This is a genomic window from Nonomuraea sp. NPDC059194, from assembly GCF_042754765.1.
Classification (GTDB): domain Bacteria; phylum Actinomycetota; class Actinomycetes; order Streptosporangiales; family Streptosporangiaceae; genus Nonomuraea.
In genome coordinates this window covers 466,350-485,683 of sequence record NZ_JBHZBH010000002.1, presented here as the reverse complement: position 1 = coordinate 485,683, position 19,334 = coordinate 466,350, and the positions used below count along the sequence as shown (strand labels likewise).

The following is a 19,334-nucleotide window of genomic DNA, read 5'->3' as shown; positions in this document are numbered from 1 at the left end:
CCGGCCCAATCGGATCGAGGCTCCGCTCACCCTATCGCGACCGCGGCCCACGGCATATGCCCTGACCTGGCCGATCACTCCTGACACCGGCACACGCTCGACCGCCGAGACGCCCCTTCGTCCCGGGTCTGGGCCCGTCATGCGCCGACCTCGCAGACGGCTCTGCGGTCCAGGCCCTGCCTGGCACCGTCGCGGAAGGCCGCCGTGAACGACCGTTCGCCCAGCCGCCGGCGGGACTGCGCCGCACAGTGTTCGTGCCACCGCGCGTGGTACCACAGCCCGGTCGGCGAAGCCTCCACCGCCTGCCACAACGCGTGCGCCGCGCCGAGCATCCTGGCGGCCCTTTCGTGATCCCCCCGAGCGCCGGCGGTCCACGCCAGCACCTCCACGCACTGCGTGAGGCACCACCGGTCGTTGATCTCCCTGGTGAACTCGGCGGCCTCGCTCACCAGCGCCTCCGCCCTGACGAAGTCGCCCAGGTTCCATGCGGCGATGCCGAGCGAAAGCTGCCCGTGACCGCGTGAGATCAGGGCATGGCGCGCCTCGCTCAGCTCCAGCAGCTCCTCACCGAACGCGGCGGCTCGCGCGGGCTCCTCCATCGAGCCGTAGGCGGCCGCGTAGTAGAGGGTGAAGGCCACGCTGTCGATGTCGCCGGCGGCGCGGTGAAGGGCGAGCGACTCCTCCAGGAGCGCCAGGCCGCGCCGCGGGTCGCCGGCGGAGAACGCCGCGACACCGGAGGTGTGGATGGCGAACGGCAGGACATCCTCGTTGCCCGCCTGCCGCGCCACGGTGTGGCACTCCTCGAGTCTCGGCGTCGCGGCGGCCAGGTCGCCCTGGCGGAGGGCGAACAGGCTGTCCACCCAGAGCGCCGTCGCCCGCGCGGCGCACGCCTCGGGCACCAGGTTCAGGCCGCGTTCCAGCCAGTACCTGCCCTCGGTGAGCGACCCGGCCAGCAGCCAGTAGCACCACATCACCGCCGCGATCTCCAGCCCCTTGACGGCCGTGCCCGGTTCGCTCAGGCACATCTCGAGCGCGGCGCGCACGTTGGGCAGCTCCCGCCGCAGGAACCGGTAGCTTTCCAGCTGGTCGGGGACGATCCGGTCGATCCGCCGCCGTTCGGCCACGTCGCGGTAGTGGTCGACGTACCGCCCGCGCAGCGCCCTGGCCTCCGCGGAATCCAGCCGCGCGCAGCCGTACGCGCGGATGCTCTCCAGCATCCGGTACGTGGCCCCGCCCTGCCGCCGCTCGCACACCAGGACCGACTTGTCCACCAGCCCGTCCAGCAGGTCGATGACGTCGGCGGGGTCGATCCCGTCGCCGGAGCACACGGCCTCCGCGGTATCGAGGTCGGCGCCGCAGGGGAACACCGAAAGCCGAGCCCACAGGCGTCGCTCGGCGGGGGAGCAGAGGTCGAAGCTCCAGTCCATGGTCGCGCGCAACGTCCGGTGGCGCGGCAGCGTGGCCCGGCCCCCCTCCAGTTGCTCGTCGAAGCGTTCCTCCAGGTCGCCGACGAGCTGTTCCAGCGGCACCGTGTCCAGCCGTCCCGCAGCCAGCTCGATCGCCAGCGGGATCCCCTCAAGCCGCCGGGCCAGCCGCGCCACGTACGCCGCGTTGCCCACGTCGAGGCAGAAGCCGGGCCACACCCCGGCCGCGCGGTCGACGAACAGCCGTACCGCGTCGTGCCGGGCGAGGTCGCGGGCCGGGTGACCGTGGTCGGGCACGGACAGTGTCGGCACGGACAGCGACGGGACGGGCAGCACGTGCTCGCCGCTCACCCCCAGGGTCTGCCGGCTGGTCGCCAGGATCCGCAACCGTGGAGCGCCCCGCAGCAGCCGGTCCACGAGCAGGGCGCAGTCGTCGAGCAGGTGCTCGCAGTTGTCCAGCACGAGCAGGATCCGCTTGTCCGCCAGATAGTTCACCAGTACGGTCACCGGATCGGGCCCCGCGTCCCGCAGGCCGAGCGCGGCGGCGACGGTCGGCGCCAGCAGGTGCCCGGACTCCAGCGTGGCCAGCTCGACGACCTCCACGCCGTCCTTGTACGCGTGCGCGAGCGTCTCTGCGATCCTGCCTGCCAGCCGCGTCTTGCCGACTCCGCCCGTGCCGGTCAGCGTCAGCAGCCGCGTGTGCGACAGCATCCTTCTGGCCTGCGACACCTCGTGCCTGCGCCCGACGAAACTGGACGTCTCCATGGGCGGGCTCACGACGTACCTCCGTCCTCGGCCTGGTCCAGCTGGCCGACCCAGGCGGCGATCTGGACGCGCGAGGTGAACCCGAGCTTGCCGAGAATGTGCTCGACGTGTCCCTCGGCGGTGCGCTGGGCGATCACCAGCGCGGCCGCGATCGCCTTGTTGCTCATGCCCTGGGCGACCAGCCGGGCGATCTCCATCTCCCTGCGGGTCAGCGGTGAGGACGTTCGTGCCGGCTCGTGCTCCGGCGTGCCCTCCCGCATCGCGTACCGCAGCGCCTCGTCGGGGGTGAGCGCCATGCCCCTGCGGAAGGCGGCCTCGAACCGCTTCTCGCCGAGGCTCTGCCTGGCCGCTTGTTCGCAGGCGTCGTGATGGTCGGCCAGATAGCCGAACAGGGGGCCGCCGAAGGAGCGCCAGATCTCCCGCAGCGCGCCCAGGAGCAGGGCCGCGCGCTCGCCGTCACCCTCGCCGCCGCTGATCCAGGCCAGGACCTCGATACACAGGGCGATGCCCAGGCGGTCGTCGAACGGCTCCTTGAGCCTGATGGCCTCGCGTTCCATCTCGACCGCCCGCCGCGCGTCGCCCTGCGTCCACACCTCGATCCCGTACGTCCACAGCGCGTAGGACCTGAACCAGTTCTCGTGGCGCGGCTCGCAGAGCGCCAGGCATTCCTCGAACGTCTCGACGGCCCGGCCCGAGTCGCCGAGCGACGAGTACGTGGTGGCCAGGTAGAGCAACGAGTTGACGACGGTGATCTGGTCGCCGGTCCTGCGGCCGCACTCCAGCGCCTGCTCGAGAAGGGTCCGCGCCCGGGACAGATCCCGCTGGAGCAGGGCCGCGAAGCCGGTGACGTACGCTGCGGCACCCGTGAGCGCCGGATCGTCGAACCGGCGGGCCAGCTTCCCGCACTCCTGCAGCAGGGTCGCGGCCGTCGGGAAGTCGCTCTGCAGGACGGCGAGCCGCGCCTTGATGCACAGGGCCCAGGCGCGGGTGGGAGTCGGCCGGTCGTCGGCGGCGAGCAACCGGATGAGCCAGCTCCGCCCTTCCTGGGGGCAGTCGGCCGCGATCCAGTAGAAGCGCAGCGCCGTGGCGATGGCCAGGCCGTCCTGCGCCTCCTGCGGCGTGGAGAGGCAGAACTCGAGGGCGGTGCGGAGGTTGTCGTGCTCGGTGCGCAGGCGCTGGTACCAGACCACCTGGCCGGGCCCGAACCAGTCGTGGTGCGCGCGCAGCACCAGATCCCGGTACCAGTCGCGATGGCGGCGGCGCAGCCGTTCTTCCTGGCCGGACTCGCGCAGGCGGTCTCTGCCGTACTGACGGATGGTCTCCAGCAGCCGGTAGCGCGCCTGCCCCCCGCTTTCCTCCCTGATGAGGATGGACTTGTCCACCAGACCGATCACCAGGTCGATGGTCTCCTCGGCGGCGATGCCGTCGCCCGAACACACGTGCTCGGCCGCGTCGAGGTCCAGGCTGCCGGAGAACACCGACAGCCGCTCCCACAGCAGCCGCTCCTGCTCGGTGCACAGGGCGTAGCTCCAGTCGATCAGCGCCCGCAACGTCCGCTGGCGGGGCAGCATCACCCGCGATCCCGTCGTGAGCAGCCGGAAGCGGTCCTCCAGCCGCTCCAGCAACTGCTCCACGGAGATGGCGCGCAGCCGGGCGGCCGCCAGCTCGATCGCCAGCGGGATGCCGTCCAGGCTTCGGCAGATCTGGACCACGGTGTCCCTGTTGTCGTCGGTGACCGCGAATCCGGGCAGTACGGCACCGGCCCGCTCGGCGAACAACCGGACCGCGTCTGACTGGTGTGACACGACGCCATCGGGCAGCGGCAGCGACGGCACGACCATCGTCTGCTCGCCCGCGACGCCGAGCACCTGCCGGCTGGTCGTGAGAATCCGCAGGTCGGGTGCCGAGCGCACCAGCGTCTCCGCCACGACGGCGCAGTCGTGCAGCAGGTGCTCGCAGTTGTCGAGGACCATGAGCATCTGCCGGTCGCGCAGGTGGTCGGTGAGCACGCGCATCGGGGGCCGCGTCGACAGGTTCACGATCTCCAGCGTCTCGATCACCGTCTGGACGAGCAGCTCGGGGGACTCCAGTGCCGCGAGCTCGACCAGGCACACGCCGTCGCGGAACGCGCGCCGCACGTCGGCCGCGACCCGCAGGGCCAGCCTGGTCTTGCCGACGCCGCCCACGCCGAGGAGGGTCACCAGCCTGGAGCCGCCCAGCAGCCGTTTGACCTCGGCTATCTCGTGCCGACGGCCCACGAAGCTGGTCAGCTCGGCCGGTAGCCCGCGGGCCTGCGAACTCCTCGATGCCACGCCCATGAAAGCACCCATGCCGTAGGGGCCGAGCCGATACGCCCCACCCTACGCCTATGTCCTTTCCGTCACGTTTTACCGTTTTGTAAGGAATCGCGACGAGGATCCTGAGGTTGCACTTCCACACGTGCGATGCGACGGGGTATCGATGAGAGCGCAGACGACCAACACCCGGCTGCCGGCCGAGGTGACCAGCTTCGTAGGCCGCAGGCACGAGATGGCCGAGGTCAAACGATGTCTGCCCACCTCGCATGCGGTGACCCTGGTCGGTGTCGGCGGCGTCGGCAAGACCCGGCTGGCCCTGCGGGTCGCGCTCGACCTGGCGCGCGACTTCCGCGGCGGCGTGTGGTTCGTGGAGCTGGCCGCGGTGGAGAACCCGGACATGGTCCCCCAGATCGTGCTCGAAGCGCTGGAGATCCCCGACCACAGCCTCAAGTCGCCCATGGAGGTGCTCACCGAGTATCTGCGGGACAAGCAGGCGCTGGTGATCCTCGACAACTGCGAGCATCTGGTGCGCGAATGCGCCGTGCTGGCCGAGGCGCTGCTGCGGTCCGCGCCCGGGCTGCGCATCCTGGCCACCAGCCGGGAGGCCCTGGGAATCGCGGGCGAGCAGACCCTCGCCGTGCCCACACTCCCGCTGCCCGACCAGGACGGCCCGCGAGTCCCCCTCGAGTCGCTCGCCACGTGCGACGCGGTGTGCCTGTTCACCGAGCGGGCCAGGGCCGTCCTGCCGTCGTTCGCCGTCACCGAGGACAACAGGGACGTCGTCGTGGGGATCTGCCGGCGGCTGGACGGCCTGCCGCTCGGGATCGAGCTGGCCGCCGTCAGGTTGCGCGCGCTGTCCGTCCAGCAGTTGTACGAGCGCCTGGACGACCGGTTCCGGCTGCTGACCGCCGGGTCGCGGGCCGTACTGCCGCGCCACCAGACGCTCCGGTCACTGATCGACTGGAGCTACGCGCTGTGCTCGGAGAAGGAGCAGGCGTTGTGGGCGCGCGTGTCGGTGTTCTCCGGGGGGCTGGACCTGGAGGCGGCCGAGGCCGTCTGCGCCGGCGACGGCCTGACCCGCGAGGAGATTCTCGACCTGGTGTGCGGCCTGGTGGACAAGTCCATCCTGATCAGGGAGGAGCACGGGTCGCAGGCGCGCTACCGGCTGCTGGAGATCATCCGCCAGTACGGCATGGAGAAGCTCGCCGCCACGGGCGAGCAGGCCGCGCTGCAGCGGCGGCACCGCGACTACTTCCGCGCGCTGTCGGCACAGGCGTGGGAGCAGCGGTTCGGGCCGGCGCAGGCGGACTGGTTCACCCGGCTGCGGATGGAGCACGCCAACCTGCACACCGCTCTCGAGCACTGCTTCGGCGACCCCGAGCAGGTCACGGACGGCCTCGACCTGGCCGCCGACCTGCTCTACCACTGGATCACCGGCTACTACCTGGGGGAGGGCCGCCGCTGGCTGGAGCGGGGGCTGGCCGTCCACACCGAACCGAGCCAGACCCGCGCGCGGGCGCTGTGGGCCAACGCCTGGCTGGCCATCATCCAGGCCGACACCGCCTCCGCCGCGGCGATGCTGGAGGAGAGCCGCTCCATCGGGGAGCGGCTGGGGCTGGAGCCCGTCCTCGCCTACGTCGCCCTCTTCTCCGGGATGATCGCCATGTGCGAGGGCGACGACGAGTCCGCCGTCGCGCTCTACCAGGAGGCGCTGGCCCGCCACCGCGCCACCGGCGACCCCGTGGGTACGGCTCTGGCGCTCGTCAGGCTGTCGCTGGCGTACTCCTTCCGCGGCGACTCGCGGCAGGCCATCGCACTGGGCGAGGAGTGCCTGGCCCTGGCCGACGCCCACGGGGAAGGCTGGCATCGGGCCTACATGATGATGGCGCTCGGCGTGGAGGTGTGGCGGCAGGGCGACCTCACGCGCGCGACAGAGCTCGAGACCAGCAGCCTCGTCTTCAACCGCGAGATCGACGACCCGCTCGGGGTGGGAATCAACCTGGAGGTGCTGGCCTGGATCGCCGCCACCGAGAAGCGGTACGAGCGGGCGGCCCTGCTCCTCGGCATCCTCGACACGGTCTGGCAGGCGATCGGAGCGCCGCTGTCGGGCTACGGCCATCTCTCCGGCTATCACCACGGATGCGTCCGGATCACCCGCCAGGAGCTGGGCGAGCAGGCGTTCGACACCGCGGTCAAGCGCGGCGCCGGGCTCTCCTACGACGACGCGCTCGCCTACGCGCTCGGGGAGGAAACGCGCGTCGGCGAGCGGCCGGTCAAGGGCAGGTCGGGTCCGCTGACCCCACGGGAGACGGAGATCGCCCACCTGGTCGCCCAGGGGCTGACCAACAAGGAGATCGCCGCCTCCCTGGTGATCTCTCAACGGACCGCCGAGGGGCACATCGAACACATCCTGAGCAAGCTCGGCTACCACTCGCGCGCCCAGATCGCCGTCTGGATCGGCGAGCAGCCGGATCAGTAGGGCAGCGGCCGCCCCGACGGCGTCCGCAGGTCGGGAGTGTGAGGGTCGGTCGGTCTCCGCGTTCTGCGGATCCGGCTCTTTCGCACGTTGACATTCCTTTCAGACAAGTACCGGATCAGACCAGTCCCGGCGCGGGAAGCTCGAACCACACGACCTTCCCCTCGCAGGTACGGGCGGTGCCCCAGCAGCAGGCCAGGTCGGACAGCAGGCTGTGCTCGCGCCCCGGTCGGTGGCCGGTGCCGCGAAGGCTCGGGGTGCTCGACCTCGCAGCGCAGCAGGCCGTCCTCGGCGCTGAGGGTGACCCGGATCCGGTCCATGCCGTGGCGCAGCGCGTCGGTCACCAGCTCGGCGACGAGCAGTTCGGCCACCTTGGCCTGGTCCTGCAGCCCCCACAACTCCAGCCGGGTGCGGGTCATGCGCTGGGCGCTGGGGACGGCGGAGGGCGCGCACGACAACACCCATGAGGCCGTACGGTCGACCACGCCGGGGACGGCGCGAGTCAGCAGGCCGTCGGCGAAGGCCAGGAGCCGGTTCGGGGTCATGCGTTTCACGCCGCCTTCCCGGAGCACAGAGGTCCGGTGGAGATGCTCCGCCCATCGGGCAGCAGTTCGCCGGAGTCGTCGAAGATGACGACACCGTTGCAGAGCAGCCCCCACCCCTGTTCTGGGTGGAAGGCCACCATGCGGGCCGAATCATGATGCGGGGCATCCGCCGGCGGGCACTGTGGTTGGTGCTGGCACATGGCTCGTACCTTTCTTTACCGTCGTTCGGTGAGCCCATGTCAAGCACTCAGCCTGCCCCGGGGAACGCCACGGAGTAGACGGGATAAACCCCCGTATGGGTACCCATTAGGTGTGCGTAGGTACCTACGTAGGTCATCCGAAGGTCAGGGCGAGCCCGGCAGGACGGCGGCCAGTTCGGGGATGGCGGCGCGGTAGCCGTCCAGCAGCTCGCGGGCCGTGCCGACCGAGTCGACGAGCGGGTGCAGCGCGAACGCCTCGACGGCCAGGCGGGCCGAGCCCGTCAGCGCCGCCTCGATGGTCGTCTGCTCGACCGCCTTGACCTGTTGCACGAGCCCCAGGAAGTGGCCGGACAGCGGGCCGGTGGCCAGCGGCCGGACGCCCGAGCCGTCGACCACGCAGGGGATCTCGACAACCGCCTCCGCCGGCAGCCCCGGTACGGCGCTGCCGTTGCGGACGTTGAGGATCATGGTGGACGACTCGCCGCGGGCCAGCGCCGCCATGAGGGCGAGCGCGATGCCCTCGTAGCCCCCCGCCTCCAGGTCGGCGGCGTCACGCTCCCCGGCGTCGGCGACGTCGCGGGTCTCGGCCATGTACGACGCGTCGCGTTCCCTGCGGGTCCTGACCCACTCGGTGAGGGCGTGCTCGGGCCGCTCCCGCACGGCCGCGTAGAACCGGTTCTGCTGCCCGACCAGGGATTCGCCACGGGTGGGCTCGGGACCACTGAGGGCGGCGACCGATTCGCGGGTGAAGTAGTAGTAGTACAGGTACTCGTTGGGCAGCGCGCCCAGGGTCCGCACCCAGTCGGCGCCGAAGACCCTGGCCTCCTCGACCCGCCGCAGCGCCACGTCGTCGGCGAGCAGGCCGGGCAGCACGTCACGGCCCTCGTGGGTGAGCCCGCGCAGCCAGCCCAGGTGGTTGAGCCCCACGTAGTCGGGCGACACGCGCGCCGGATCGAGGCCGAGGGCGGCGGCGGCCCGCCGGATCAGCCCGACGGGCGAATCGCAGATGCCGACCACCCGGTCGCCGAGCACGCTCCTCATGGCCTCGGTGATCATGCCGGCCGGGTTGGTGAAGTTGATGACCCAGGCCCGGGGCGCGAGGGCGGCCACCCGTTCGGCCATGCGCACCGCCACCGGGATGGTACGCAGGGCGAAGGCGATGCCCCCAGGCCCCGTCGTCTCCTGGCCGAGCAGGCCGAGCCGCAGCGCGACCCGCTCGTCGGCGGTACGGCCCGCCAGCCCGCCGACGCGGATCGCGGAGAAGACGAACGCGGCATCGCGCAGCGCCGTGTCGAGGTCGGTGGTGGTCAGCACCCGGGGAGGGTGGTCGTGCCCGGCGGCGAGCTGGTCCAGCACGTGCCGCATGGCCGCCAGCCGCTCGGCCGACACGTCGTACAGCACCACCTCCTCCACCCGGGGCTCCAACCCCGGCTGGGCGCTGTCACGCAGCAGCGCGCCGTACACGAGCGGGACGCGGAAGCCTCCGCCTCCGAGAACGGCCAGTTTCATCGAGGCTCCCTCGCCTGCCACAGCTCCCTCAGTCGGCCCGCCGAGATCACGGCGGTCACGCGAGCAGCACCTTCACGCCCGCCGCCACGCAGTTGCCCAGCGTCGTCTCGTCGGCGCCCTCGTTGGTGACGATCACGTCGACGGCCTCGGGCCCGCACACCCGCAGGGCTCCGGTGCCGGGGAACTTGTGCCGGTCGGCCAGCAGCACCACCTGGCTCGCCGCCGCGATCATGGCGCGCTTCACCGGCACCTCGGCCAGCGTGGAGTCGAGCAGCCGGCCGTCGGGAAGGACGCCGCTGGCGCCCAGGAACACGCGGTCGGCCCGCACCTGGCGCAGCGCCTCCTCGGTCAGCACCCCGACCAGCGAGTGGTAGGTGCGCCGGACCATGCCGCCGAGCAGCAGCAGCTCGACCACCGGGTCGGCGCGCAGCACGTCGAGAACGGCGAGGCTGGAGGTGACCACGGTGACGCGGCGGCCGCGCAGCTGGCGGGCCAGGCGCATCGTCGTGGTGCCGATGTCGAGCAGGATCACCTCGCCGTCGCGCACGAGCTGCGCGGCGCGGACGGCCACGGCCTCCTTGTCCTGCTCGTCGATCGCCGCGACCGCGGCGAAGGGCAGGTCGTCGTCGGCGTCGACACCGGCCAGCGCGCCGCCGCGCACGCGCTTCAGCGTGCCGTCGCGGTCGAGCGCCTCCAGGTCTCTGCGAATGGTGGAGGGGCTCACGCCCAGCTGCCTGGCCAGGTCGCCGACGCTGGTCGCGCCCGAGAGGCGGACCTGGCGCATGATCTCCGCATGCCTGAGGTGCTGGAGCACAGGGGGATCCTATCAGTCAATTCCGCGCAGAAGCGAGCAGGTTCCGCCAATTGCCTGGCGTAAAGTACTTGATGTGGGCGAGTAAACGTGCAAGATTGCGCACATCTCGGCTGTCGAGGAGGACTCATTCCCGTGTCTGTCCAGGCTTACGACCCTCTCGCCGATCAGCGAACCCCCGAGGGGCCGCAGTTCGACGTCTTCTTAGCGGGCACCGTCTTCCTCGACATCGTCTTCACGGGACTGGCCGCGATGCCCGCGGCGGGCACCGAAGTGTGGGCCGAGGGCATGGGCTCGTGCCCCGGCGGCATCGCCAACCTCGCCATCGCCACCAGCAGGCTCGGCCTGCGCACCTCGCTGGCCGCCGCCTTCGGCGACGACGACTACGGCGACTTCTGCTGGCGTACGCTCGCGGAACAGGAATCGGTCGACCTGTCCAGGTCACGGCGCTTCGAGCACTGGCACTCACCGGTGACGGTCTCCATGGCCGTCGACCGCGACCGCAGCATGGTGACCCACGGCCATCCCGCGCCCATGTCGGCGTCGGAGATGATCGGCTCCCCGCCGCGGTCCAGGGCGGTGATCGTGGCGCTGTCGGCCGAGGAACCGCTCGGCGAGTCAGGTGACGCGTGCTCGTGGGCCGAGCTGGCGCACCGCAACGGCGCGCTCATCTTCGCCGACGTGGGCTGGGACCCGTCGGGCGCCTGGTCGCCCGCCCTTCTCGACCAGCTCTCGGCCTGCCACGCCTTCATGCCCAACGCGGTCGAGGCGATGGCCTACACCGGCGCCGACACCCCTCGCGACGCCCTGTACGCGCTGGCCGACCGGGTACCGCTCGCCGTGGTCACCGACGGGGCCAACGGCGCGATGGCCATCGACTCCATGACCGGCGAGGAGGCCTACGTCCCCGCGCCGCGGGTCACGGCCCTCGACCCGACCGGCGCGGGAGACGTCTTCGGCGCGGGCATCGTGCTCGGCACCCTGTGCCGCTGGCCGCTGGCCGACCGGCTCGCGTTCGCCGGGCTGTGCGCGGGCCTGGCCGTCCAGCAGTTCGGCGGCTCGCTCGCCGCGCCGGGGTGGGGGGACATCGCCGACTGGTGGCACGAGGCGCGGGCGGCGGCCGGTCAGCGCGGCGCCTACGCCGCCTCGCTGGCGCGCCGCTACGCCTTCCTCGACCGGTTGGTGCCCGCGGTTCCCATCGGCGCGGTACGGCGGGCCGCCGCCACCATCGCCCGGTACGCCGACCTGGAGGTGGCACCTCCGACCTCCGGTACGGCCCCGGCCAGGCCCGCCGACTCCGGCGGCCCGCAGAAGCAGCCCGGAGACACCGCACCGCACGACCCACGTGCCGTGCCGGGGGTCGCCGCGTCGCCGGGAGCGTCCGGCGAACCCGAGGACCCGCAGCCGCCTCGCGTGCCCGCGCAGAAGGAGTAACACCATGATCGGCTCGACGCGACAGGTCCACCCGCGCGGCGCCGGAGCGCGCGCCGTACTCGTCGCGGCCCTCGTGGCCTTGGCCGCCGCCGCGTGCGCGCCCGGATCGTCGCCACCACCCGCGGCCTCCCCCGCGCAGCCGAGCGCCGCGGCGGTGAAAACCGACGCCGCGGCCCTCGGCGAGGTGACCCTCACCATCTGGGACCAGGAGGTGCGCGGCGGCCAGGCCGCCCAGATGAAGCAGCTCAACGCCGCGTTCGAGGCGAAGTATCCCAACATCACGCTCAAGCGGGTCTCCCGCTCCTTCGACGACCTCAACACCACCCTGCGCCTGGCGCTGACCGGAAACGAGCCGCCCGACGTGGTGCAGGCCAACAACGGCCGGCCCCAGATGGGCGCCTTCGTGAAGGCCGGCCAGCTCCGCCCGCTGGACGCCTACGCCGAGGCGTACGGATGGAAGAAGCGCTACCCGCAGTCGGTCCTGCAGTACGTGAGCTACAGCGCCGACGGCAAGACCTTCGGCGAGGGCAACCTGTACGGCATGCCCCAGGTCGGCGAGGTCGTCGGCATCCTCTACAACGCCGCCAAGCTGACCGAGCTGGGTCTGACGCCGCCGAAGACGTGGGAGGAGTTCGACGCCGCGCTGGCCAAGGCCAAGGCGGCCGGCGAGGTGCCGATCCAGCTGGGCAACCTCGACAAGTGGCCGGGCGTCCACGTGTTCGGCACGGTGCAGGGCCGGCACGTGCCCGCCGACCAGATCACCACGCTCGGCTTCGGCCGCAAGGGCGCCTCGTGGACCACGCCCGAGAACACCAAGGCCGCCCAGCAGCTCGCCGACTGGGCCGGCAAGGGCTACTTCGGCAAGGGCTTCAACGGCCAGGGCTACGACGCGGCCTGGCAGGCGTTCGGCAAGGGCGAGGGCGTCTTCCTGATCGGGGGCACGTGGCTGATCGCCGACCTGGAGAAGGTCATGGGCGAGAACCTGGGCTTCGTCCTGCCGCCCGGCGCCACCCCCGTCGCGACGGGCGGCACCGGCCTGCCGTTCGCCATCACCGCCAAGAGCCCCAACCCCGACGCGGCGGCGGCCTACCTCGACTTCATCACCAACGCCGACGCCATGAAGGCGCTCACCACCCACGGCCTGCTGCCGATCGCCGACACCGACAAGCAGAGCGTGAAGGCGGGCCCGCAGCAGGACATGTTCACCGCGTTCGCCACCGTCACCAAGCAGGACGGCCTGGTGCCGTACCTCGACTACGCCACCCCGACCTTCGCCGACACGCTGGGCGCGGCGCTGCAGGACCTGCTGGCAGGGAAGGCGAGCCCGCCGGAGTTCCTGGCCACGCTGGAGAAGGACTACAAGACCTTCGTCGAAACCAACGGGTGAGCACGGGCACATGGCCGCGACGCTCACGCGAAGGCCGCGGACGGAGACACGGGTGACGGCGGGCGGCGGCCGTCCGCCCGGGGAGCCCCGCCGCGTCGCCTACCTCTACCTGCTGCCCGCCTTCGCCGTCTACGCGGCCTTCCTGCTCTACCCGATCGGTCGCGCGGTCCACCTCTCGCTGTTCGAGTGGGACGGGCTGAGCCTCGGCCGGTGGGTGGGGCTGTCCAACTACGCCGCGATCGTCGCCGATGAGGGGCTGCGGGCCGCCTTCGCCCACGCGCTGGTCCTCGTCGGCTTCTACGCGCTGGCGCCGCTGGTCATCGGGTTGACGCTGGCCGCGATACTCAACCACGCCAAGGTGCGCGGGCTCGGCTTCTTCCGCACGGTGGTGTTCCTGCCGCAGGTGGTCGCCATGGTCGTGGTGGCCGTCGCGTGGCGGCGCGTGTACGCCCCCGACGGCACCCTCAACGGCCTGCTGAACGCGCTCGGGCTCGACTGGCTCACCCGAGGCTGGCTGGGCGACTACACCTTCGCGCTGCCGGCCGTCGGCGTGGTCGGCACCTGGTTCGAGACGGGCCTGGTGACCGTGCTGCTGCTGGCCGGGATGAGCCGTATCCCCATGGAGCTGTACGAGGCGGCGCGGCTCGACGGGGCGGGCGCGGTCAAGGAGTTCTTCGCCGTCACCCTGCCGTCGGTGCGCGGGGAGATCGCGGTCGCGCTGACGCTGACCGTGATCGCCGCACTGCGGACGTTCGACCTGGTCTACATCACCACGCGGGGCGGTCCAGGCGACTCGACGTCGGTGCCGTCGTACGAGGTCTACCACCGGGCCTTCCAGCTCGGACAGGTCGGCTCGGCGGCGGCGATCGGCGTCACCCTCACCGTCGTCATCTTCGCGATCTCGTTCGTGATCAACCGCCTCGCCGACAGGGGTGTCTCGTGATCTCTCGCGGGGAACGGCTGGCCAACTACGTCATCCTGACGGCCTTCGCCGCGTTCGCGCTGTTCCCCATCCTGACGATCCTGTCGGCCGCGCTCGGCCCCGACGACGCGGCGGGCCCGTCCGAGCAGGGTGTCAGCGTGGCCGGGCTGCACGTGGGCAACTTCGCCGCGGCCTGGGAGATCGGACGGTTCGACACCTACCTGCGCACCAGCCTCGCCGTGTCGGCGTTCGTCGTGGTCGTCAGCGTCGTGTTGTCGATCATGAGTGGGTACGCCTTCGGCACCATGCGCTTTCGCGGCCAGACGGTGCTGTTCTACCTGTTCCTGCTCGGGATCATGATGCCGAGCGAGGCCATCGCCGTACCGCTCTACTTCGACCTGCGCTCCCTCGGCCTGATCGACACCTTCTGGTCGGTCGCGCTGCCGCAGGTCGCGCTGTCGGTGGCGTTCGGCACCTTCTGGATGCGGGCCTACTTCCGCGCCAGCAGCCGGGCGATCGTCGAGGCCGCCCGCATCGACGGCGCCTCGACGTGGCGCATCCTGTGGCAGGTGCTGGTGCCCCCGGCCCGGCCCGCCGTCGTCACCCTGACCGTCCTGGTGTTCATGTGGACGTGGAACGAGTTCCTCATCCCGCTGATCATGGTGACCAGCGAGTCGCTGCGAACCGCGCCGCTGGGGCTGGCCTTCTTCCAGGGTCAGTACACCTCCGGCTTCACGCTCCTGGCGGCCGGATCGGTCATCGTCGCGACCCCGGTCGTGATCTTCTACCTGTTCCTCCAGCGTCACTTCATCCGCGGGCTGCTCCAGGGGGCGGTCCGCGAGTAGCTCCCGGAGGTTCCATGCGTCAACCGCACCGCCTGTCGTCCCGTCTGTCGTCCCTCGCCGCCGCCGCCGTCCTCACCCTCGTGCCCGCCGCCCCCGCGTCGGCCACCGAATCCCCAGCGCCCGCCGGACCAGCCGTCCCCGCACCGGACGCCACCCCCGCGCCGACAGCCCCCGCGCCTGAACCGGCGGCCGCTTCCCGCGGCGGCTCCGACGCCGATCTCGACGTGCTGTTCGTCGGCGCCCATCCCGACGACGAGGCCTTCACCCTGTCCACGCTCGGGCAGTGGAACGAGGACCACGGCATCCGCGCCGGCGCCGTCACCGTCACCAGGGGCGAGGGCGGCGGCAACGCCGTCGGGCCTGAGGAGGGCCCGGCCCTCGGCCTGCTGCGGGAGGGCGAGGAGCGTACGGCGGTCGCCAAGGCTGGGGTCCGCGAGGTGTTCAACCTCGACGACGTCGACTTCTACTACACGGTCAGCGCCCCGCTGACCCACCAGATCTGGGGCGGCGACACGCTGGAGAAGGTCGTGCGGACCGTCCGCCAGACCCGGCCCGAGGTCCTGCTGACCATGGACCCTGCCCCCTCTCCCGGCAACCACGGCAACCACCAGCAGGCGGCGCGGCTGGCCGTCGAGGCCTACCACGCGGCGGCCGACCCCAGGGCGTTCCCCGAGCAGATCACCCGCGAGGGGCTGCGGCCCTTCGCGCCCGCCCGCGTGCTCCTCGGCCGGGCCCGCGGCGTCTCCCGCACCGGCCCCGACTGCGCCTCGACGTTCCGCCCCGACAACCCGGCGCAGAACGTGTACGGCGTGTGGAGCGGCAACACCTCCCAGCGCCAGGGCCGGACCTGGGCCGCCATCGAACGCGACGCCCAGCGCGTGTACGCCTCCCAGGGCTGGGCCGTCTTCCCCGACGTCCCGACCGACCCCGCCCAGCTCGGCTGCGACTACTTCACCCTGGTCGACTCACGGACACCGGTCCCCGCGCCCGGCACCCCGGCGGCCGCCGCGCCGACGGCGGTCCTCGACGGCGCGCTGGTCAGGACCGCCGGCGCCGTCCCGCTCGGCACCCTGCTCGACCTGCGCCCCAGCACGTTCGACGTCCGCCCGGGGGTGGCGTTCACCGTCAAGGTCACCGCGACCGCGCCGTCCCGCGAGCCGCTGGGCCGATCGGCCGTGACGCTGAACGCTCCAGACGGATGGCGGGTCAGCGGGTCGGGCGAGCTCGGCAGGCTCGCCGCCGGCCGTACCGGATCGGCGAGCTTCACGGTGACGCCGCCGCAGGACGCGGCCCCCGGCGACCGGGCGCGCCTGGCGGCGACGCTGACCACCGAACGGGGCCGCGGGCACACCGACAGGCAGGTCGAGGTCAGCCCCGCCGTACGAGGAGGGCAGCGGCTGCTGCCCCAGGTCGGCCAGTACGAGACGTGGGCCGCCGAGCTCGACGTGCCGCAGCTTCGCGGCCTGGTCACGCCCGTGCTCACCATCCCCTCCGGCGGCTCCCGCCAGGTGGAGGTCGTGGTCACCAACGTCAGCGACACCACCCAGTCAGGGTCGGTACGGCTCGCGCCGCCCGCGGGCTTCACCGCCGACCGCGCCGAGGCGGGCTACCGTGACCTGGCGGCCGGGGCCTCGGCGCGGGTGTCGTTCACCGTCACCAACACCGACACCTCGCTGAAGACCTCGAACGAGGGCGGCGACTACGCCTACACGATCATGACCACCAGCGGGGACGGCTCCAGCGTCAGCAGGCCCGCGCTCGAACTGGTCCCCGCGACGTCCATCCCGCAGTCCGCCTCCGCGCCGGTCGTCGACGGCGTCGCGGGCGATGGCGAGTACACCGGGCCCGTCCTGGACGTCTCCCGCCTGTGGGAGGGCGCCGCGTGCTCGTCGGCGGCCGACTGCTCGGGCACGGCCAGGCTCGCCTGGCGTGACGACACGCTGTTCGCGCTGGTCCAGGTGAAGGACGAGGCGATCGGCACCCGCCTGCCCGCCTCCGACTGCAAACGGCACTGGCGGACCGACGCCGTCGAGGTGACCCTCGACCCGCGCGGCACCTCGGAGAACACCTCCACGACGTTCAAGGCCGCGGTGCTGCCGGTGACGGCCGAGGGGCCGCTGTGCCTCCTGCGGGACGCCGACAACCATCAGGGACCCGACGTCCCCGGCATGCGGGTGGCCGCCAAGGTCGCCTCAGGAGAGTACGCGGTGGAGATGGCCATCCCGATGGAGCTCCTGCCGGGCGCCGTCGGCCCCGCCCGCCTCGGGCTGAACATCCTGGTGTACGACTCCGACACCCAGGACAAGACCGGCCAGACCCGGATCGGCTGGTCGACGTGGGGCGGCGTGCAGGGCGACCCGTACCGCTGGGGTGTCGCCACGCTGCCGGGGTACCAGCCTCCGCCGGGACGGCCGACCACCCCGCCCGACCCGGTGATCCCCGACACCGGGCTGTCCAGCCTCGACTCGCCGCAGTCGCTGGAGCAGGCGGTCCGCCTCGGGCTCCCGCTCGCGGGCGGTCCGGCGGCGCGGCCGTCCGAGCGGGCCCGCATCACCTCCGCCGTGCGCGCGCCGGACGCCGTACGGGTGACGCTGCGCGCGGGCTCGGCCGGAAGGGCGCACCTGTTCGTCCGCGACGACCGGGGAACGGCGGGCAGCCGCGTCGTCACCGTCTCGGGCAGGGGCACCACGACCGTGCGGGTTCCGCTGACCCGGCCCGTGGGCGCCCATCCCACGGTGGTGGCCGGATGGCAGGCGCCCGACGGCGGCACCGCGGCCTCCGCGACCCGCGTCCGCTGACAGGCGCTGCGGCGTACGGCTCGCGTGCGCGGCCGGGCGCTACGGCGCATGGCCTGCGTGCGCGGCCGGGTGCTGGCCGTACGGCTCGCGTGCGTGGCCGGGCGCTGCGGCTCCGCTATGGGCGGGCCAGCTCGAAGGCCTGGGCGATGAGCTCGTAGGAGCGCAGGCGGTTCGCCCCGCCGTACACGCCAGTGGTGATCATCAGCTCGTCCGCCTCCGTGCGGTCGCGCAGGGCGGTCAGGCCCGCGCGGACCTCGGCGCCGGTGCCGGTGACGACGTTGCGCAGGAAGCCGTCGACGAAGCTCTGCTCGACATCGGTATAAGGGTGGGCCTCGGCCTCCTCGGGGGAGGGGATGGGGCTCGGCCGTCCGCGGCGCAGGCGCAGCATCGCCAGCGCGAGCGTGCGGGCCAGGCGCAGCGCCTGCCCGGAGATGTCGGCGGCGACGGCGCTGACACCGATCATGGCGTACGGCTTGTCGAGCCACTGCGACGGCTGGAAACGCGTGCGGTAGAGCTCGAGCGCGGGCTCGGTGTTCTCGGCGCTGAAGTGGTGGGCGAAGGCGAAGGGCAGGCCGAGCATCCCGGCGAGCTGAGCGCTGAAGCCGCTGGAGCCGAGCAGCCAGATGGGTGGCCGGTCGGCGTTGAGCGGGTAGGACTGCAGCCCGCCGGGCGCCTCGCCGTCGAGGTAGGCGGCCAGCGCGGCGACCTCCTCGGGGAAGGCGTCGGCGTCGCCCCTGCGCATCGCGGCGGCCGTGGCGGGGTCGGTGCCCGGTGCCCGGCCGAGACCGAGGTCGATGCGGCCGGGGTGAAGCGCGTGCAGGGTGGCGAACTGCTCGGCGACGACGATCGGGGGATGGTTGGGCAGCATGACGCCGCCCGAGCCGAGCCTGATGGTCTCGGAGTGCGCGGCGAGGTGGGCGATCAGGACCGCGGGGGAGGAACTGGCGACGCTCGGCATGCCATGGTGCTCGGCGACCCAGTAGCGGTGGTAGCCCCAGCGCTCGGCCTGCCGTACGAGCTCGGTGCTGGTCCGCAGGGCGTCGCTCGCGGTGCCGCCGGCGCTCACGGTGGCCAGGTCGAGGATGGACAGCGGCACGTCGGCCCCGCCACGGGCGGGGCCCCGGATCTGGTCGGTCATCTTCGCGGCAACCCTGGCGCACCCCGCATCTATTCCGTACGGCACGGGTCATACGCAATGTCAGAAACTTAAGAGTGAAGGGCATGGCCCCTCACAGTGACGCGCGCGCGTTCGGATTCGGGACTGTTCTTCCCAGGGGCTTTCCAGCCCCTTCGACCCCGGCCTGGGCCGCTTGGAGCACAAGGAGAGATCACGATCGGGGACCGAGCTGGATCTTGGCCGAACACAGCAATGAAGTTCCTGCTAGGACTGCGATTGTCGAGATCGTTTCACCCGGCGAGGAGCTTCGTTGGCCGCATATGCGATCATGTCGTGTGGCCGTGCCACCAGTCACCACAAGATCGTGAATCGGGTCGGGCTGGGGGTGCCGACCGCGTTCATCCCGCCCGCTCTGGTCGATGAGGTCATGGCCAACTGGAGCCCGCACGACAAGAGGATCCTCCTCCCAACTGTGCCCCTGTTGCGGCTGGAAGATCGGGAAGCTCGCTCCGGACGTCCGCGAGTGGGACTGTCAATCCTGCGGCGAGCACCACGACCGTGACATCGCCGCCGCGCTCAACATCCTCGCCGAAGGCATCCGCCTGCGGTGCTCGTACGATGTGGCCGCCGGGCTGGCGGACACCCGAAACGACGGTGAAGGGCAGGTAAGACCAGGCGAGGCGATCCCGACCCTGGCCCCGCCCGAAACCTGCACCGCGCAAGCGGCGTAGAAGCAGCAGTGAACACCCGCCGCGAGACGGGGAGAATACCCGGCTCGCGGCGGGGCGTAGTCAAGGCCGGTTG

At 72.0% G+C, this 19,334-nt stretch carries 14 protein-coding genes; 7 read left to right on the top strand and 7 right to left on the bottom strand.

Going from position 1 to position 19,334, the window contains the following annotated elements:
* Nucleotides 1-137: 137 nt before the first annotated feature.
* Entirely contained in the window at nt 138-2,201 is a 2,064-nt protein-coding gene (locus ACFXJ8_RS05015; RefSeq protein WP_379642484.1) for an ATP-binding protein, read from the bottom strand.
* Nucleotides 2,198-4,507 (bottom strand): ATP-binding protein, encoded by a 2,310-nt coding sequence (locus ACFXJ8_RS05010; protein ID WP_379642483.1) that lies wholly within the window; start codon nt 4,505-4,507, stop codon nt 2,198-2,200. The genes ACFXJ8_RS05015 and ACFXJ8_RS05010 overlap by 4 nt, the downstream gene beginning before the upstream one ends.
* Nucleotides 4,508-4,649: 142 nt before the next feature.
* Between ACFXJ8_RS05010 and ACFXJ8_RS05005 the strand changes: the two genes are divergently transcribed.
* Nucleotides 4,650-6,965 (top strand): ATP-binding protein, encoded by a 2,316-nt coding sequence (locus ACFXJ8_RS05005; RefSeq protein ID WP_379642482.1) that lies wholly within the window; start codon nt 4,650-4,652, stop codon nt 6,963-6,965.
* Here the strand turns inward: ACFXJ8_RS05005 and ACFXJ8_RS05000 are convergent.
* The 4 genes from ACFXJ8_RS05000 to ACFXJ8_RS04985 form a co-directional block, all read right to left on the bottom strand.
* Nucleotides 6,959-7,516: a hypothetical protein gene (locus ACFXJ8_RS05000; protein WP_379642481.1), complete on the bottom strand. Its 558-nt coding sequence runs from the start codon at nt 7,514-7,516 to the stop codon at nt 6,959-6,961. The genes ACFXJ8_RS05005 and ACFXJ8_RS05000 overlap by 7 nt on opposite strands.
* On the bottom strand, nt 7,513-7,707 hold the full coding sequence (locus ACFXJ8_RS04995) for a DUF5999 family protein (protein ID WP_379642480.1): 195 nt from the start codon (nt 7,705-7,707) through the stop codon (nt 7,513-7,515). Before ACFXJ8_RS04995 ends, ACFXJ8_RS05000 begins: the two co-directional genes overlap by 4 nt.
* Nucleotides 7,708-7,851: 144 nt before the next feature.
* Entirely contained in the window at nt 7,852-9,216 is a 1,365-nt protein-coding gene (locus ACFXJ8_RS04990) for a 6-phospho-beta-glucosidase (protein ID WP_379642479.1), read from the bottom strand.
* Between the two features lie 55 nt (nt 9,217-9,271).
* Complete coding sequence (locus tag ACFXJ8_RS04985; RefSeq protein ID WP_379642478.1) at nt 9,272-10,030, bottom strand: DeoR/GlpR family DNA-binding transcription regulator; 759 nt, start codon at nt 10,028-10,030, stop codon at nt 9,272-9,274.
* Nucleotides 10,031-10,162: 132 nt separating this feature from the next.
* Between ACFXJ8_RS04985 and ACFXJ8_RS04980 the strand changes: the two genes are divergently transcribed.
* Genes ACFXJ8_RS04980 through ACFXJ8_RS04960 form a run of 5 tightly spaced genes read left to right on the top strand, consistent with a single transcriptional unit; the run spans nt 10,163 to nt 17,413 of the window.
* The gene (locus ACFXJ8_RS04980) at nt 10,163-11,461 is read left to right on the top strand and encodes a PfkB family carbohydrate kinase (RefSeq protein WP_379642477.1); all 1,299 of its coding nucleotides are present in this window, start codon (nt 10,163-10,165) and stop codon (nt 11,459-11,461) included.
* 4 nt (nt 11,462-11,465) lie between these two features.
* Complete coding sequence (locus ACFXJ8_RS04975; RefSeq protein ID WP_379642476.1) at nt 11,466-12,848, top strand: extracellular solute-binding protein; 1,383 nt, start codon at nt 11,466-11,468, stop codon at nt 12,846-12,848.
* Nucleotides 12,849-12,900: 52 nt separating this feature from the next.
* Complete coding sequence (locus ACFXJ8_RS04970; RefSeq protein WP_379642475.1) at nt 12,901-13,791, top strand: carbohydrate ABC transporter permease; 891 nt, start codon at nt 12,901-12,903, stop codon at nt 13,789-13,791.
* A complete protein-coding gene (locus ACFXJ8_RS04965; RefSeq protein ID WP_379642474.1) occupies nt 13,788-14,615 on the top strand; it encodes a carbohydrate ABC transporter permease in 828 nt (275 codons plus the stop codon). The genes ACFXJ8_RS04970 and ACFXJ8_RS04965 overlap by 4 nt, the downstream gene beginning before the upstream one ends.
* A 14-nt stretch (nt 14,616-14,629) precedes the next feature.
* Nucleotides 14,630-17,413: a sugar-binding protein gene (locus ACFXJ8_RS04960; protein ID WP_379642473.1), complete on the top strand. Its 2,784-nt coding sequence runs from the start codon at nt 14,630-14,632 to the stop codon at nt 17,411-17,413.
* 115 nt (nt 17,414-17,528) lie between these two features.
* Here the strand turns inward: ACFXJ8_RS04960 and ACFXJ8_RS04955 are convergent, their stop codons facing one another.
* A complete protein-coding gene (locus tag ACFXJ8_RS04955) occupies nt 17,529-18,551 on the bottom strand; it encodes an LLM class flavin-dependent oxidoreductase (RefSeq protein WP_379642472.1) in 1,023 nt (340 codons plus the stop codon).
* A 398-nt stretch (nt 18,552-18,949) separates the two neighbouring features.
* On the opposite strand from ACFXJ8_RS04955, the gene ACFXJ8_RS04950 reads away from it, so the two are divergent.
* Nucleotides 18,950-19,261: a zinc ribbon domain-containing protein gene (locus ACFXJ8_RS04950; RefSeq protein ID WP_379642471.1), complete on the top strand. Its 312-nt coding sequence runs from the start codon at nt 18,950-18,952 to the stop codon at nt 19,259-19,261.
* Nucleotides 19,262-19,334: the final 73 nt, after the last annotated feature.

What these genes read in the sequence shown, in the direction of transcription:
- ACFXJ8_RS04990 (WP_379642479.1), bottom strand. Translation starts at nt 9,216, where the DNA reads ATGAAACTGGCCGTTCTCGGAGGCGGAGGCTTCCGCGTCCCGCTCGTG.
- ACFXJ8_RS04995 (WP_379642480.1), bottom strand. Translation starts at nt 7,707, where the DNA reads ATGTGCCAGCACCAACCACAGTGCCCGCCGGCGGATGCCCCGCATCAT.
- ACFXJ8_RS04960 (WP_379642473.1), top strand. Translation starts at nt 14,630, where the DNA reads ATGCGTCAACCGCACCGCCTGTCGTCCCGTCTGTCGTCCCTCGCCGCC.
- ACFXJ8_RS04955 (WP_379642472.1), bottom strand. Translation starts at nt 18,551, where the DNA reads ATGACCGACCAGATCCGGGGCCCCGCCCGTGGCGGGGCCGACGTGCCG.
- ACFXJ8_RS04975 (WP_379642476.1), top strand. Translation starts at nt 11,466, where the DNA reads ATGATCGGCTCGACGCGACAGGTCCACCCGCGCGGCGCCGGAGCGCGC.
- ACFXJ8_RS05005 (WP_379642482.1), top strand. Translation starts at nt 4,650, where the DNA reads ATGAGAGCGCAGACGACCAACACCCGGCTGCCGGCCGAGGTGACCAGC.
- ACFXJ8_RS04950 (WP_379642471.1), top strand. Translation starts at nt 18,950, where the DNA reads ATGAGGTCATGGCCAACTGGAGCCCGCACGACAAGAGGATCCTCCTCC.
- ACFXJ8_RS05010 (WP_379642483.1), bottom strand. Translation starts at nt 4,507, where the DNA reads ATGGGCGTGGCATCGAGGAGTTCGCAGGCCCGCGGGCTACCGGCCGAG.